Annotated in this window: 12 protein-coding genes; 7 read left to right on the forward strand and 5 right to left on the reverse strand. The window is 27.4% G+C overall.

Features of this window, described 5'->3' with window-relative positions; translation table 4 throughout:
- The first annotated feature begins 11 nt into the window (after positions 1–11).
- The 4 genes from pth to V2E26_RS02915 all read left to right on the forward strand — a co-directional run bounded on the left by pth (position 12) and on the right by V2E26_RS02915 (position 5,240).
- On the forward strand, positions 12–566 hold the full coding sequence (gene pth, locus V2E26_RS02900) for an aminoacyl-tRNA hydrolase (protein WP_330463381.1): 555 nt from the start codon (positions 12–14) through the stop codon (positions 564–566).
- Entirely contained in the window at positions 556–1,503 is a 948-nt protein-coding gene (gene tilS / locus V2E26_RS02905; protein ID WP_330463382.1) for a tRNA lysidine(34) synthetase TilS, read from the forward strand. Before pth ends, tilS begins: the two co-directional genes overlap by 11 nt.
- 79 nt (positions 1,504–1,582) lie before the next feature.
- Entirely contained in the window at positions 1,583–3,772 is a 2,190-nt protein-coding gene (ftsH, locus tag V2E26_RS02910) for an ATP-dependent zinc metalloprotease FtsH (protein ID WP_330463383.1), read from the forward strand.
- Between the two features lie 160 nt (positions 3,773–3,932).
- Positions 3,933–5,240 (forward strand): hypothetical protein, encoded by a 1,308-nt coding sequence (locus V2E26_RS02915; protein WP_330463384.1) that lies wholly within the window; start codon positions 3,933–3,935, stop codon positions 5,238–5,240.
- A gap of 47 nt (positions 5,241–5,287) precedes the next feature.
- Here V2E26_RS02915 and V2E26_RS02920 read toward each other — a convergent pair whose 3' ends face one another.
- Positions 5,288–5,905 (reverse strand): DUF402 domain-containing protein, encoded by a 618-nt coding sequence (locus tag V2E26_RS02920; protein ID WP_330463385.1) that lies wholly within the window; start codon positions 5,903–5,905, stop codon positions 5,288–5,290.
- Positions 5,906–6,044: 139 nt separating this feature from the next.
- On the opposite strand from V2E26_RS02920, the gene trmB reads away from it, so the two are divergent.
- A complete protein-coding gene (trmB, locus tag V2E26_RS02925) occupies positions 6,045–6,650 on the forward strand; it encodes a tRNA (guanosine(46)-N7)-methyltransferase TrmB (protein ID WP_330463386.1) in 606 nt (201 codons plus the stop codon).
- A gap of 85 nt (positions 6,651–6,735) precedes the next feature.
- Positions 6,736–9,468 (forward strand): DNA gyrase subunit A, encoded by a 2,733-nt coding sequence (gene gyrA, locus V2E26_RS02930; protein ID WP_330463387.1) that lies wholly within the window; start codon positions 6,736–6,738, stop codon positions 9,466–9,468.
- Positions 9,469–9,726: 258 nt separating this feature from the next.
- On the opposite strand, the gene V2E26_RS02935 is transcribed toward gyrA, so the two are convergent.
- Positions 9,727–10,725 (reverse strand): IS30 family transposase, encoded by a 999-nt coding sequence (locus V2E26_RS02935; protein WP_330463388.1) that lies wholly within the window; start codon positions 10,723–10,725, stop codon positions 9,727–9,729.
- Positions 10,726–10,990: 265 nt separating this feature from the next.
- Here V2E26_RS02935 and V2E26_RS02940 point away from each other — a divergent pair, with 265 nt between their 5' ends.
- Entirely contained in the window at positions 10,991–12,985 is a 1,995-nt protein-coding gene (locus V2E26_RS02940) for a hypothetical protein (RefSeq protein ID WP_330463389.1), read from the forward strand.
- Positions 12,986–13,030: 45 nt separating this feature from the next.
- Here V2E26_RS02940 and V2E26_RS02945 read toward each other — a convergent pair whose 3' ends face one another.
- The 3 genes from V2E26_RS02945 to V2E26_RS02955 form a co-directional block, all read right to left on the reverse strand.
- A complete protein-coding gene (locus tag V2E26_RS02945; RefSeq protein ID WP_330463390.1) occupies positions 13,031–13,900 on the reverse strand; it encodes an ECF transporter S component in 870 nt (289 codons plus the stop codon).
- A 112-nt stretch (positions 13,901–14,012) separates the two neighbouring features.
- Entirely contained in the window at positions 14,013–15,389 is a 1,377-nt protein-coding gene (locus V2E26_RS02950; protein WP_330463391.1) for a M17 family metallopeptidase, read from the reverse strand.
- Between the two features lie 16 nt (positions 15,390–15,405).
- Positions 15,406–16,773: a M17 family metallopeptidase gene (locus tag V2E26_RS02955; RefSeq protein ID WP_330463392.1), complete on the reverse strand. Its 1,368-nt coding sequence runs from the start codon at positions 16,771–16,773 to the stop codon at positions 15,406–15,408.
- Positions 16,774–16,805: the final 32 nt, after the last annotated feature.

The raw sequence follows: 16,805 nt of genomic DNA on the forward strand, positions 1-16,805 counted from the left end.
AAGAGGGATTTATGAAATTAATAGTAGGACTTGGAAATCCTGGAATTGAATATGAAAAAACAAGACATAATGTTGGGTTTATGGTTATTGACAAACTTTCAGAAAAACTGGATGCCCCATTAAAAGAAAAGAAGTTTAATGGAATTTTTTACAAAGATAAAGAAGTTATTTTAGCTAAACCCTTAACCTATATGAATAACAGCGGAGAGTTTGTTAAGGCTATAGTTGAATATTATGACATTTTAATCGATGATATTATTATAGTCTATGATGATATGGATACTGAATTAGGCAAGGTGACTATTAGACAAAAAGGTTCATCTGGTGGCCATAATGGAATTAAAAGTATTATTCAACATTTAAAAACTGATGAAATTAGAAGATTAAAAATTGGTATTGGAAGAAAAGATAACTCAGTTAATTATGTTCTTGGAAAATTTAGTTTCAATGATTTAAAAATTATGGAAGAAGTAATTGAAGCATCATCAGAAGCCTTAATTCAATTTATAAGCAATGATATTAGATATGTAATGAATAACTATTCAGGAAAAATTTATGGAAAATAATTTCGAAATAAACCATCTTAAAAAAATTTTTTACGACGAGTTTATTAAAAATAATGTTTTGTTAAATGAAAAATTTATCATTGGAGTAAGTGGTGGCCCTGATTCGATGTGAATATTAAATTTGATGAAAGATTTAGATATTGTTGTTGCTGTCGTTAATTATAACAAAAGAAAAGATTCGTGAAAAGATCAACAAATAGTCGAAAAATTTTGTTTAAAAAATAATATAAAATGTGAAGTTTTAATATTAGATAAAAACCAAAAGTATGATGGTAATTTTCAAAAAATTGCAAGAGATCAAAGATATCAATTTTATAAGAAATTGTATAACAAATATGATGCGACCAAATTAATTCTAGCCCACCATAAGGATGATGCGTTAGAAACTTATTTATTTCAAAAAAATAGCAAAAGAAAGCCAAAATTATATGGCATAAATATTTTAAATAATCTGTTAGATATGAATATTTTTAGACCGATGATTAATTTATGATTTAAAGATGAAATTTTAGATATGGTAAATTATTTTGAAATACCTTATGCTATTGATTATACAAATAACCTACCAGTTTATACAAGAAATAAAATACGTTTAGAATTAAAAAATATTTCAAGAGATGAAAAAGATAAATTATTTGAAGAATTAATTAATATAAATAGCCAATTATCATTAAAAAACAAAGAAGTTGAAAAGGAATATTTAGATTTTAAGAATAATAATTTTAGTTATAAAAAATTAAATTTAGATCATTGTTATATAAATGAAATTTTGTTTGAATTTATCCATAAAAATATAGCTGATGCTAAGGTGTGCAAAAATAAGTTAAATTCCTTTAAAAAATTTATTCAATCTGAAAAAAATTACAAAAGTTTTAAAATTAACGACAAAAACTTTATTTTAAAAGATCATGGAACATTAAAAATAGATAAAAAATAACATTTATTTTATAATTTAATTTATCAAATAAAATATGTTAATTTTAACATAAAAGCAAAATAAGGAAGGGAGGTGCTTTATGAGTGATAAACATAACCAAAATAAAAAAGAAAAGAAAAAAATTGGTTTATTTGGTGTTATAGGTATTTTTATTGGTATTGTAGCTTTGATAGTATTGATACTAATAATTGTAGATCAAATAAGAGAAGCATCTGTACAATATCAAGATATAAGCTTTTTAGAAAAAATAATTAAAGAAACATCAAAAAGCTCTAGCGATTCGCTATATATTAGTAATTGAGTAGAAAATACATATGCTGATACTTTGTCTATAACAGTTTTTGGGTCTTCACATGAATTATCTAATTTACTAGGAATACATAACTACCCATTCACCACATATTCATTTACTGTTAATATAAGTGGTTTATTAGAAAGAGAATTACCATCTTCAGTAATTAAATGAGTAAGTGAAAATCAACCAATAAATAACTATTTTGAGGCTATTAAATGAACAACCACAAATGAACAAAATGTAATTTCTAATATAAGTTCAACTCCAGCCCCAAAAGCAGGAATATATGAAAGATTCATAAGCCCTGCAGTTAATATAATTTTCATTGGTGTGATAATAATTGCTATTGCATTTAGTTTAAGAACAATGAGTAAAAGAGGAATGGGTGGAGAACTAGGTATAGGCAATAAATCATTAGCTCAAAGAATATATACTGATAAGAAGTTTTCTGATATCGCAGGAAACGAAGAAGTAAAAGAAGAAGTTTTTGAACTCGTAGATTATTTGAAAAATCCTAAAAAATACGACGCAGCTGGTGCAAGAATTCCAAAAGGAATTTTATTAGGTGGCCCTCCTGGAACGGGGAAAACATTAATAGCAAAAGCAACAGCAGGTGAGGCAAATGTACCATTCTTCTTTATTTCGGCTTCTAACTTTGTTGAAATGTTTGTTGGACTTGGTGCTAAACGTGTTCGTGACATGTTTGAAGATGCAAGAAAACATGCTCCTGCAATTATTTTTATCGATGAATTAGACGCTGTTGGTAGATCTAGAGGTGCCGGAATAGGTGGCGGAAACGACGAAAGAGAACAAACTCTAAACCAACTATTAGTTGAAATGGATGGTATTAAGGAAAATAGTGGTGTCTTGATTATGGCTGCTACAAATAGAACCGACGTTTTAGATCCAGCCTTATTAAGACCAGGCCGTTTTGATAGAACAATAACTGTAGGATTGCCTGATATAAAAGAAAGAGAAGCAATATTAAAACTTCATTCAAAAGGAAAACAAATTGATCCAAGTATAAACTTTGCACAGCTTGCAAGAAGAACACCAGGTTTTTCTGGAGCTCAATTAGAAAATGTTATTAATGAAGCCTCATTACTAAGTGTAAGAGAACAAACTCCATATATAACTTTAGATCAAATAGATGAAGCTATTGATAGAGTTATGTCTGGTCCAGCTAAAAAATCAAGAACTATTTCTGAAAAAGAAAACATCGCTGTAGCTTACCATGAAGCAGGACATGCGGTTGTTGGTATTAAATTAAAAGGTGGAAATAAAGTTCAAAAAATTACGATCATCCCAAGAGGACAAGCAGGCGGATATAATTTAATGATGCCTGAGGAAGAAAAATACAACCGTTCGAAATCAGAATTAATCGCCATAATCACATCATTCATGGGTGGTCGTGTAGCAGAAGCTATAATTTATGGTAAGGAAAATGTTTCAACAGGTGCTAGTGATGATATTGCAAAAGCAACAAATATTGCCCGTAAAATGGTAACTGAATGAGGTTTATCTGATTTAGGTCCAATTAAATATGAAGAAGATTCTTCTAATCCATTTTTAGGTCGTGATTATATGAAGAATTCATCATTCTCAAGTAAAGTTGGACAAGAGATCGATGAAGAAATAAGAAAAATAATTTTAACAGCAGAAAAGAAAGCACACGAAATTATTTCTTCTAATCGTCAATTATTAGAATTAATTAAAGATGCATTGATTATAAAAGAAACCATAGTAGCCGAAGAAATTGAATACATATCTAAAAATATGAAACTTCCAGAAGCATTAACTTCAACCAAAGAATCGTTAAAACAAGAATATTCAGAAACAGATTTTAATATTTTATTTAACGAAGTTTCGGGTAAAAAAAATATAACTAATGACAAATATAAAAATGATTTAGAAAAAGAATTAGCTAAACATTCTATTAAAGACGACGAAGCTGATAAAAAAGACGAGGAATAAAATAAATAATTTTAAAATGTGGGTAAATCTCACATTTATTTTTTTAAAAATGATTTAAACATAATTAATATTTGATAATAAGTTATATGTATTATAATTAAATAAGAATTTAAAGATAATTCAACTAATATAAAAAAATAAGGAAACCAAATAGATATATATGAAAAAAACTTGAAAATATTTACTACCTCTAGCTAGCTTTTCAGCTGTTCCAGTTGTTGCGATTTCATGTTCAGATCCAACACCTCAAAAAACAGCAATTGAAAAAGAGTTTGAAAAAATTAATAAATTAATAAAAGAGGATAACACACTATCAGCATCTGTAAAAGTCAAATTATCAGGTGAAATTTCAAAAGCAAGACTTGAAATTAATAAAGTAGAAAAAGATGAAGATATTAAACCAATTCTAAACAAATTCATCGCCAATGTTGCTTTAATTTTATTAAATAAAGAAGATCAATCAGGAGATCCGTCTTCATCAAATGAAGCTTCTTCAAAAGAAGATCAAATTGCTAACCAATTAAAAAATATTTTTGTTATTTCAGAAACTAACAAAGAAGAAAATGCTAAAAAATTACTTCAAAAACAAGTAAAAATATGATTTGAAAGAAAAAATAAGGTAATTATTGAAACTGATAAAAATGCTAAACCAGATTTTAATAATCCATCAACCATTTTTACAATAACAAATTCAGACGTTTTAGGTTCAACACAATTAGTTAATGCTGTTAAACCAACATATGTTAACTCAAGACAACAAACTAAATTATCATCACAATTAGACTATGAAATTAAAATTAAAAGCCAAACAGATAATGCAGAAGGTAATACAAAAACTGTAGAATTTGATGTTATTGTTGAATATAAAGTGGCTACATATAGCAACAGTGGAGAACACGAAATTTCTAAGGTTAAAAATACCTCAACAATTTCTTTAAGTGCAACAGTTGATAAAAATACTTCATTAGATTCATCTTCATCATCAACAACAGAAGAAGGTACAACAACAACTGAAGCTGATCCAGAAATTAAAGCAATTGATGATTGAGCAGAAACAACTAAAAATCAGCTTGAACTTAATTCAGCAGTTGACAAAGAAGATTTAAAAACAAGATTAAAAGAAAAATCATATGATCTATACTTTAGTTATAAAACATTTAAAGTTGCTAAAGTTGCAAAAGGTGCTCACCCACAATGAAAAGAACTAACTGATAGCGATTTTGTTTTAAATCCAAAATCAGGATTTGAATGACAACCTGGTGGTAAACAATATCAAATAGCACACCCAACAAACTCAACATACAAAAGAAAAAACTTTACGAACATTAATACACAATTAGACTACGAAGTAAAAGAAGAAGGTGGTAAATTTATCTTAGTTCTAAAATATAAAGGGGCCTTATTTATAAAAGGACAACAACCAAAAATTGGTACTAAAACAATTAGTTGAGAATTAGAAATTGCTTAAATTAAAACAAAATAGTGAGGCATTTGCTTCACTATTTTTGTATTGAATTAAATATCCCCAGAGTTAATTAATAACTTTTTAATATCATTAATTAATTTTTTTGAAAATACACCTCTTTTTAGACGGCTTTGTTCTTCTAAAAAATCAAGTTCGTTATAAATACGGTAAATCAATTTTAAAGGATAGTTTAATTTAGTAATAGATTCTTTAAAATCATATCAATCAATAACGTTAAAATCATTTTCATTGTAGCATTTAACATCAAGATCAAAATCTATATACTTAATAATTTCATTCTCTATAAAAAAAGGACTTGCTAAATTAATATAAATGCTGTTATTACCGTCTTCATTTAAAGTTATGGAAGCGTTATAAAATCTGTTTTTTGCAAAGAAAAATAACACGGGTTTTGATGCGACTCAATTAATGTTTAATTCCTGTACCTTTGTTTTCATTAGTAATACAACAACAAAATCATCAAAATTTGCTATTATCTTACATCCCTCATATTGACGATATAATTTACCGTCATATTTAAAAGCTTGAATAGATGTTAGTTGCCCCATTTGATATAGTTTTCTTGGTGTTCTATATTCTTCTTGTTTTTCTAAAGTATCTTGTTGTATTAAGTCATGAAAACTTCTAATATTTTTATTAGAGCTCATGTTTCTCCATAAATAAGTTAAATAAATGTTATAAAAAATTAATTTTTAGATTAATTAATTATCATTAAAATTATAAACAAAACGAGCCAAAAAGCTCGTTTTTTAATATTTTTATAAGTGTTAATATAAAATTTTATCTATGAGATTAAGACACAATAAAAATGCTATTAATTTATTAGAAAAAAGTGAATTTTATATAAATTCCTTTCCATATAAATTTTTACCTAACACAGTTTTAGAAATTGGTATGGGTAAAGGTAAAATGCTTTCAGAATTAGCATCATTGAATCAAAACATAAATTACATAGGCATGGAAAAATATTCGACCCCTGCATTGTCTGCATTAAGAAAAATAGAAAAAAATAATTTAAAAAATATGAAATTAGTTGTAGCTGATGCAATTGAATTAAATAAATTTTTTGAAGGTAAAGTTAAAACAATATGATTAACTTTTTCGGATCCTTGACCTAAAAAAAGACATTTTAAAAGAAGATTAGTTTATAAGACATTTTTAGAACAATATAAATCTATTCTAGATGAAGAGGGCATTGTATATTTTAAGAGTGATAATTTAGGTTTGTATGAGTTTGCAATCGAGCAATTAGAAGAATTTAAAGCAAAAATAATATATAAAACAACTGATTTTCATAATTGTGATTTTGAAATTCAAAATTGCTTAACTGACTATGAACAAAAATTCAAAAATGAAGGAAAAAATATATATTTTATAGCATTTAAATTTTAAACATGACGCTTGTCATGTTTTTTATTTTAAGTCGGCTTTTTGATATAATTAATATATTACTTATGTAATATATTAGGAGATTTTCATGTTTTTAGATGACGAAGACAAAGATTTTAAATTAATAGATCAAAATGAAGAAGACAAAAAAAATGAGTTAGATGATTATTATGTTGTTGATGATGAAATCAAAAGAGTTTTTACAGATGATATAAAAGAAGAAGAAATTGAAGATGATGAAGAATATATTCCTCAAGAAAAAGAAGGATATACTGTTCAAAGTCGTATTTTAGATAGTGAAGAAAACGGACTTAAACCAGCTGATTTAGCAACGGTTATGAAAAATTCATTTTTAGAGTATGCGATGAGTGTTATTGTTGCTCGTGCCTTACCTGATGCAAGAGATGGACTTAAACCAGTTCATAGAAGAATTTTATACGGTATGAGTGAACTTGGGATGTTTCATAATGTTCAACACAAAAAATCGGCTCGTATTGTTGGGGATGTTTTAGGTAAATACCACCCTCATGGTGATAGTTCTGTTTATGAGGCTATGGTTAGAATGGCTCAAGATTTTTCACTTCGTTATCCATTAATCGATGGTCATGGTAACTTTGGTTCGATTGACGGCGATTCAGCTGCTGCAATGCGTTATACAGAAGCAAGAATGTCTAAGATAGCTAGTGCAATGGTTGATGGGTTAAAGAAGAATACTGTTGATTTTATTGATAACTATGATGGTACAGAAAAAGAACCAGTTGTTTTACCAGCAAGATTTCCTAATTTATTAATTTCTGGATCATATGGTATTGCTGTCGGTATGGCAACAAGCATTCCTCCTCATAATTTAAATGAAGTTATTGACGGTGTTTGTGCGCTTGCAAAAAATCCTAATATTACAATTGCAGAATTAATGGAACATATTCAAGGTCCTGATTTCCCTACCGGTGGAATAATATTTGATAAAGAAGGCTTAATAAAAGCCTACGAAACTGGTGTTGGTAGAGTGACTATTCGTTCAAAAGCCAACATTCAAGAATTAAGTAATGGAAAATCAAGAATTATAATTACAGAAATCCCATATGGGAAAAATAAATCTAATTTAATTGAAAGCATCAGCCATTTAATTAAAGATAAAAAAATTGAAGGTATTTCAGATTTTAGAGACGAATCAAATAGAGATGGAATAAGAATTGTTATCGAAGTTAAGAAGAATTTCGTTCCCGAAGTTATTCTAAATAAATTATTCAAATTAACAGAATTCCAAACAAGATTCTCATTTAATATGGTTGCTTTAGTAAACAATGAACCATTAAAATTAAATTTGAAAATGGCTTTAGAAGTTTATCTAAATCATCAAATAAACGTTGTAACAAGAAGATTACAATTTGATTTAGAAAAGGATTTAGCAAGAGCTCATATTTTAGAAGGTTTAAAAATTTGTGTTGAAAATATTGATCGTGTTATTGCAATAATTAAACAATCTAAAACAGATGCTGAAGCACAAGCGACTTTAGGTAAAGAGTTTAATCTTACTGAAATACAAACAAAAGCAATTGTTGATATGAGATTGGGCAGATTAACAGGACTTGCTATTGAAAAAATGAATGAAGAATTATTCCAAGTTCATGAACGTATTGCTGAATATAGAAGAATACTTTCAAATAAAGATGCCTTAATTGAATTGATTATTAAAGAATTACAAGAGATAAAAGAAGCTTACGGTGATAAACGTAAGACAGAAATAAATTGAGATGAAGTTTCTGATATAAATAATGAAGATTTAATACCTAAAAAAGATGTTGTAATCACTATAACTACAAATGGATATTTAAAACGTTTAGACTTAGATGAATACAAAGAACAAGGCCGTGGTGGTATTGGTGTATCAACAGCTAAAACATATCAAGATGATGATATCCAAGATATTTTAGTTGCAAACACTCATACTGATTTATTAATCTTTACAACAAATGCAAGAGTATATCGTGTTAGAGGTTATGAAATTCCAGTAGGAACAAAACAATCAAAAGGGATACCAATTATTAATATAATTGGCGCACTTGCTAAGGATGAAAAAGTTATTAAAATATTAAGTGTTGATGATAGGGATTATGAAAAAGATAAATTCTTATTAACTGTTACAAAAAATGGTATTATCAAAAAATCTAATTTATCGCATTATAAATTAATAAACAAAAACGGTAAAATGGCATTTGGGTTAAAAGAAAATGACTCATTAGTTGATGCACTTGTTGCAACAAACGACGAAGAAATTTATATTGCTGCAAGTAATTCAAAAATTTGTAGATTTGATATCAAAGATATTAACGCAATGGGTAGAGTAGCAGCTGGGGTTATTGCAATTAAGCTAGATGAAAATGATAAGGTTGTATCTGTATCTACTTCAAGTGAGGGAAAATACATATTTAGCCTTGGTGCTAATGGTTTTGGTAAATTAACATTAGCTGAAAACTTTAGAAAAACAAGAAGAAATTCTCGTGGCGTTATTGCTTTAGATGATGAAAAAGCTGGTGAGATGGCTTACTCAGCCACTGTAAAAGGCACAGAAGATATTATTGTTATTACTGATGACGGAATTAGTATTAGATTTTCATTAAAACAAGTAAGTATTACAGGTAGAAATGCAAAAGGTGTAAAACTTGTAAATCTTAAGAAAAGAAATGCTTCAATTGTTGGAGTTGCGAAAATTATTGATCAATCAGACGAAACAGATAAAGAAAGAGAAATGACGGCTTCTGAATTGATTGAAGTTACTTCTGATATTAATCTAGATAATTTAGAGGATTTAGAAAAATAATAATATAATTTAAATGTATTCAAAAGCACTAATTTTAAGTTGCTAAAAAGAATACGCATAGTTGCAATCAAATAAAAAGCCAAGTAGAGGCTTTTTATCCCAAAGAGAAAGTTCAAGTGCAACACAATGCCTTGGGCTTTTTTTATTATACATTTTATTTTTTTAAAATTAATAAATCAAAAAAAGTAAATAGAAAATATTCATTTTTTCAAATGAAGATAAGCATAATTTTATTATGTTAATTTTTGTTAATAATAATTATTTAATATATTCTAAATAGGTTTGTAATGGTGTCTTCCAATTTAATATTTCCCGCGTCATATTATTTATTTGGTTAACAACTGAGTCAAGTTTTTCTTGAGTTATAGTATTAAAGTTAAAACCTTTTTTGAATTCTCTTCTCAAAATTCCATTTCAATGTTCATTTGAGCCTCTTTGAAAAGATGCATAAGGTTCAGCTCTATAAATCTTTATATTTAATCATCTGGCTAAAATACCTATTTTTTCAAATTCAATACCATTGTCTACTGTTATTGTTTTTACTTCTAATTCATTATCTCTTATAATCTTTTTTAACTCTGAATTAATTATATTTGGTGATTTGCTTTGTATTATTTTTGCAAATCCTATTCTTGTTTTTCTTTCAGTTAAAGTTAAAAACATTATTATATCCATTGGCTCTTTTCCTAAAACTAGATCTGCTTCTCAGTGTCCCAATTCAAGTCTTAAATCTATAGATTTGGGTCTAGTTCATATTGGAAAAACATAATCAGCAGATTTTACAAGCCGTTTTATTACGGATGCTGTTCTTTTACCACCTTTTTTATAATATTGTCTTAATTTATCGTACTTTTTTATAACTCAATTATTAGTGTTTATTCAATTAAAAACCGTTCTTAAAGAAGGACAACAGTGTTCTGTGCTAGTTTTTATAAAATTATATGTTGACTTTATACCAAAAAACTTTTTGTCATATTTTTGTAAAAAAGCGTTAGAAAAATTTTTGAATTTTTGGTTATCCACGAATTTAAAATAATACTTATGTCTTGATCTTTCTCTTGTTTTTAAACTAGCGTGTTTAAATTCATAAGTTCCGAAACTATTTGTATTCCTCTTTATTTCTCTACTTAGGGTCGAAACACTTCGCTCGATTAATCTCGAAATCCTACGAAGAGAATAATTTAACTTTAAATAATTTTCAATAATTATTCTTTCATTATCTGTTAAATGGTTATATTTTTTTATTGTATAATTCATATGAGTTCCGTTCCGTTCCAATGGAACTTTTCTTTTTTAATTAATATAAAAAATTCAAGTTCCACATCTAAATTTTACTTTAAACGTGTTGCACTTGAATTTTCAATTTAGGATAAAAAGCCAAGTAGAGGCTTTTTATTTTTTAGTATGGTATAATTTTTTTCATAATATGAAATTATTACGTATTAGAATAAAAAAAACTATAACTATAAATAAATAAGGGCACTTTTTTGGTGTCCTTATTTTTATTTTTAAAAGAGGTTTTATGTCAAAAATAAAAAAAATATTATTATCTGTAGGATTAATAGGTCCAACCTTAGTTTCGCCTATTATTTCTATTTCATGTTCAGATGAAAAAGATAGCAAACATGAAGAAATGAATAATGAACTTAATTCTGAGATAGCAAAGTTGGAACAAATAGTAAAGGAAAATAAAGGTTCGTTAGTTATTTCAAAAAGCCAATTAGAAGAGTATGAGACGGTTATATCTAAAGCTAAAAAAATAGTTGCAGAAGATAAAAGTTTAAGTGAAAAACAAGCTATTATTAATATTTTATCTTCGACATCTACTAGAATCAAAAGCAAAGCAGAAGAGTTAAAAACCAAAAGTAATGAAGAACTTTTAATATTAGCTGAAGAATATTTGACATTTTGGTATGAAAATATAGAAGAAACCAAACTAGCTGACGCCATTATTGAAAATATAAAATATTCATTGCCAAAAGAATTTGAATTTTCAAGCTATAAAGCAGTAAAAAATGAAGAAACATCAGATATTACGATTATTTATAAACTTCAAAAAAAAGGTACTGAGTTTGGTCATACAAAAAATAAATCTTTCGAACTAAAAGGTTGAGCAAAAACTGATGAAGAAAAATCACAGGAAGCAAAAGAACAAGAAAATTTAGATAAAAATCTTGCTAGTTTAAAAGTTAGATTTTTAAATGAAAAAGCTTATCAACACGTTAAGAAAAATGTATCAATAACAAATTTTGAAGATAAACCAAACTTTGTTGTTTCTGATTTTGATAATACTCTTTATAAATTTGAGCTATCAAATTTAATTAAAACAAGCGATATTGAATACAGAATCGATGTTAAATTAACATCGAAAACAAATGAAAATGTTACCAAAAGTTCAACAGTAGAAGTTAATACAGAAAGATATTCAAAAGAAGGTTCAATATTTCCTCATGATTTAACAATAGAGCAACAATTTTCTTATTTGGAATCTCAACTAAGTGGTTTATCAATATATCCTTATTATTCAAAAGATAAAACATATTTGGAAAGAAATGACTTTGCAAAATTAACAAATAAATCATATTGATTAACTAAGAAAAATAATCAATTTAATTATAAATTTATTCAGATCAAGGATTTAGATGGGATAAAACAAGTAAGTGTTGAAGTATCTTTTGCAGATTGAGATGAAAGTCCAACACATACAGGACAAATTAATGTCGATTTATCTAAACTTGGAGTTGATGAACTAAACAAAATAAGAAAAGAAAAAGGTCAAGACCCTGTTGAAGATTACGAAGCACCAAGCGCAACAATTGATGAAGCTAGCTATGAAAAAATTGAATTAGTAGATTTTGTAGGCACTTCAGAAGATGAAAAATTAACTGATGATGCAGGTTTTAGAGCAATTCATGATAAGATTTTAAAAAATCTAAAAAGTGCGCCATTTCTTATTTTAAACGAAGAAGTTAAGAAACTAATATTAGAAGAAAAAGAAAACTTTTTAAAAGCTCAGCATTTTGTGTATGATTCAAAACAATTTAAAAGATCATCTGAGTTGTTTTTCTACAATAGCTCAAAATCTTTTGCAGATTCTCAAAATGTTTTAATATTTTCAAACCCAATAATTGAAAATGATCAAATCAAATCAATAAAATTAACATATGGTTCTTTATCAGACATTATTGCAAAGGACTATACAAAAATTAGTTCAACAAGAATTAAAATTAACAATACCAAATTTGGTGAAAATGACCTTAAAAAACTTGAACTATATGAAGAAATTAAAGCGTTAGGTTTTAATAAAGATGTTAAATATAACGGCGAATATACAAAAGACGATTTTTCAATGGATAAATTAATTTATGGCATTGAAATGCCTGAAGGTTTTACAATTATCAAACCAACAGAATTTAAAACTGATAAAAAGAAAACAAAAATTACAGTTGCAGTAAGATATCAAAAAGGCGATATTGTTTCTTATGCATTTGTAACTGAATTTCCAATAAGTAATTAAAAATAATAATTAAAAATACTGGAACGACCAGTATTTTTTTGTTGGCTAATATATACCAATTCTTTTTGATGAGGTATTTATTTTTTGTCTAATTATTTTTACGACAGGAAATATTAAAAATATTAAAAATGTATATACAGGAATTTCTATTAAACTTTTGAATACAATAGGTATCATAAAAAAGAAATAGTATTCTGAGTATTCTCATTTTCCGCCCCTAAAGCGATTATGGAAGTTTATATATGCAAAAGGTCCTCATAATCATCTTGAAACAATTAAGATTATAAATATTGTTAATAATATTGTAAATAATAAATAACAAGCATATTTGATTCTTATATTTCGAGTAAATAGGTAAATTAATAAAAACACAAAAGCAGAAATTCAAATAATACCAACCCCAAAAACTGAAATACCTATAACTGCTTGAAGAGAGAATTTTTTCTTTCTTGCTCTTGATACTTCGTTTATAGGCAATGAATCATATTGAGTTACTAATATAGCTATAAATATTGATGTAATTAATAATAACAATATAAAACCTATTAATCATGTTGCCTTTTGATTTTTAGTAAAAATATTCATTATATATCCAGATAGAAATGCAATTAATATTGGTATTATTGCATATTCCGGCATTCATGTGGATATACCAAATATAATTTGATTCAACGTATCGCATAATAACCCTATAATCGCTCCTTTTCAAGGACCTAATGCTAAGCCAAAAACAACAAATACTGCATATGTTAATGAGATATTAAATGCTCCTACAAAAACAAATCTTTCAATTACGGAAGTTATCATATATAAAGAAAGAAGAAGACCAAATAACGCAATTTCAAATACAGATAAAAGGTATGACTTGGTACGTATTATTCTTCTCGTTTTTCTTATTCAATCAATAAAAAACATAGTTTGGTTATTTTCTCCTTTTAAAAAATAATTATTTCAATTATAGCAAAATAAGCATTAAAAAACATGTTAAAAAATAAAGCAGGGTCTTTCCTACTTTATATGATTTAAATTATCTTGAAACAAGTTCTGAAATAGTTTTTACCATAGCAAACATTGGTTTTTCATTTACGTCGCATGTTCCTGCAATGTCGAAGTGGATATATTCAACATCATTTGTAAATTCTTTTAAGAACATTGCTGCTGATGATGAACCTGCATTGCCGGTGAAGTCAGTGTTTTTTAAATCGGCTACCAATGAACCCTTTATATATTCAGCATAATCTTCGTCAAGTGGCATTCTTCAAACTAACTCGTGTTGAATTTTAGCAGCAAGTTCTACATCTTCTCAACCTTTTTCTGAAGTTGATCAAACACCGGTGTAAGTATCACCAAGTGCCATAATCATAGCTCCTGTTAATGTTGCAACATCGATTAATCTTGTTGCATTTAATTTAGTAGCTCCATAGTATAAACCGTCAGCCATTACTAAACGACCTTCTGCATCGGTGTTGTTTACTTCAACTGTTTTACCACTCATTGATGTTCATACTGAATCAGGTAACGAAGCATCGCCATTAACTCTGTTATCAGTTATACACATAATACCTGAAACATTTTTATTTGGTTTAGTTTGAGCAATAATTTTCATAACAGCTGCAACAACGGCTGAACCACCCATATCATATTTCATACCATTCATATGACGTCCAGTCTTAATGTTGTAACCACCAGAATCAAATGTAATACCCTTACCAACTAATACAGTTTTTTCTTTTGATGAACTATCACCTGTATATTCAATAACAACAACTCTTGGTTCAAATGTAGATCCTCTATTAACTGATAGAAGTAATCCCATTCCTAATTTTTCAATTTCTTTTTTGTTTAATACTTTAACTGATAAGTTTCTATATTGTCTTAGTTCTTTTTCAACAATAGAAGCTAATTGTTCTGAATTTAATTCGTTTGGAGGTGTAACGCCCAAATCCCTTGCTCAGTTTTGTGCTTCTGATAAGATTACAGCTTTTTTAAAGTAATCAATTAATTCTTTTGATGGTTCTTCTAAAAATAAAGATAGTGAATTTTTGTTTTCTTTTTTATAAACAGTTTTTTTGTTAAATAGTTTAGCAGCTGAAAAGTTAATGCCCTTAGTAAATGCGTCTGTTGTGTCATAAATACATATTTTCTTATCAACTGGAAAAGTTTTTAAATCGATTTGGTAATTTCTTGCGGCATTTAGACCTAAATTTTTTGCAAAGTTGTACATTTTATCATATTTCATTGAATCTCTATCACCCATGTAAACGTATGCTACATTTTGTGATAAAAATTCAGTAATAGCAAATTCTTTTTCAACTAGGTTAGTAGGAGCTTCATCATCTTTATAAACAGCTTTTAGTAGTAAATAATCATTACGTTTTGTATCTATTTTTTTAATCAATTCCATAATTATTTAGCCTTTCTTATTTTTGTCTTTCTGCTAGTTCTACTAGAGTTGAAACTAAAATTCCTAATCCCATGTTGTTAGCATCTGCTGTTCCTGCAACATCACAGTGAATGAAATCAACTTTGTTTGCAAATTCATTTAAAAACATTGCTGCTGAGTTTGAATCAGCTTTTGATTTGCCGTTGTAATTGCATAAATCGGCAACCAAACTATCTTTATTTGTTTTTGCAAAATCATCATGCATTGGTAATCTTCACACTTTTTCATGAGCGACATCTGCTGCTTCTTTAAAAGCGTTTCATCTGTCTGTGTTTGTTGAATAAATACCTGAATATGTTTTACCTAAAGCTCTTATCATAGCTCCTGTTAATGTTGCAACATCGACGATTAGAGAAGCATTTAATTTTTTAGCTCCATAAAAAATACCATCAGCTAATACTAAACGACCCTCAGCATCAGTATCAGTAATTTCAACAGTTTTTCCACTCATTGATTTAACAACTGATTCAGGAACTGTACCATGTGTATCGATTGCATTATCAGTTAACATCATAATAGCAGCAACGTTAGCTTTAATTCCTAATTGTGCTATAGCTTTAACAGCATAAGCAACTATAGCTGAACCAGACATGTCAAATTTCATACCTTCCATGTGGTAGCCTTTTGTATTGTATCCTCCAGTATCAAATGTAATACCTTTTCCAACATATACAAATTTTTCTTTACTTTTTGGATTTCCGTTGTATTCAACGATTACAACTCTAGGTTGATATGATGAACCTGCATTAACTGCTAATAATAATCCCATTCCTAATTTTTCAATTTCTGGTTTATTTAAAACTTTAACAGTTAAATTTTCTATTCCTGCAAAGTCTTTTTTAATTTCTCTTGCAATTCATTCACTTGTTGCAATGTTTGGAGGTGTAATTTGTAGGTCACGTGTTTTAGAAACATTTTCTGAAATTAAAATAAGTCTTTTTACATATTTAACATAACTTTTATCTTCTAAATATAAAGATAGTTCAATTTTATCTTTTGATTTTTTATCTTCTTTTTTAGCTGAGTACAATTTAGCATCAAAAAATGCCATTCTTGTTATAAATGCTCTTAGTACTTCTTCTGTTGTTAAAAATGGCAAGTTAGCAAACGAAGAAATATCAATTTGATAACTTCTTCTTTTTAGATTAATTATATGGTCAACAATTTTTAAAAAACCATAGTAATCTTTTACTTCTTTTGAAACATAAATGTGTGCAACGTTTTTATCAAAATCTTCACTTATGTATTTATGTGTTTGAGCAACACAAGAACAAAAAGCTTGCCCTTCATAAGCAACTTTTAATAACATATTACTACTACGTTTTGTCTCGTAATTTGAAATCATAAGGTCTCCTTTTATTAAAAAAATACTATTTT

It is taken from the genome of Metamycoplasma gateae (genome assembly GCF_036352135.1).
Classification (GTDB): Bacteria; Bacillota_I; Bacilli_A; order Mycoplasmatales; family Metamycoplasmataceae; genus Metamycoplasma; species Metamycoplasma gateae.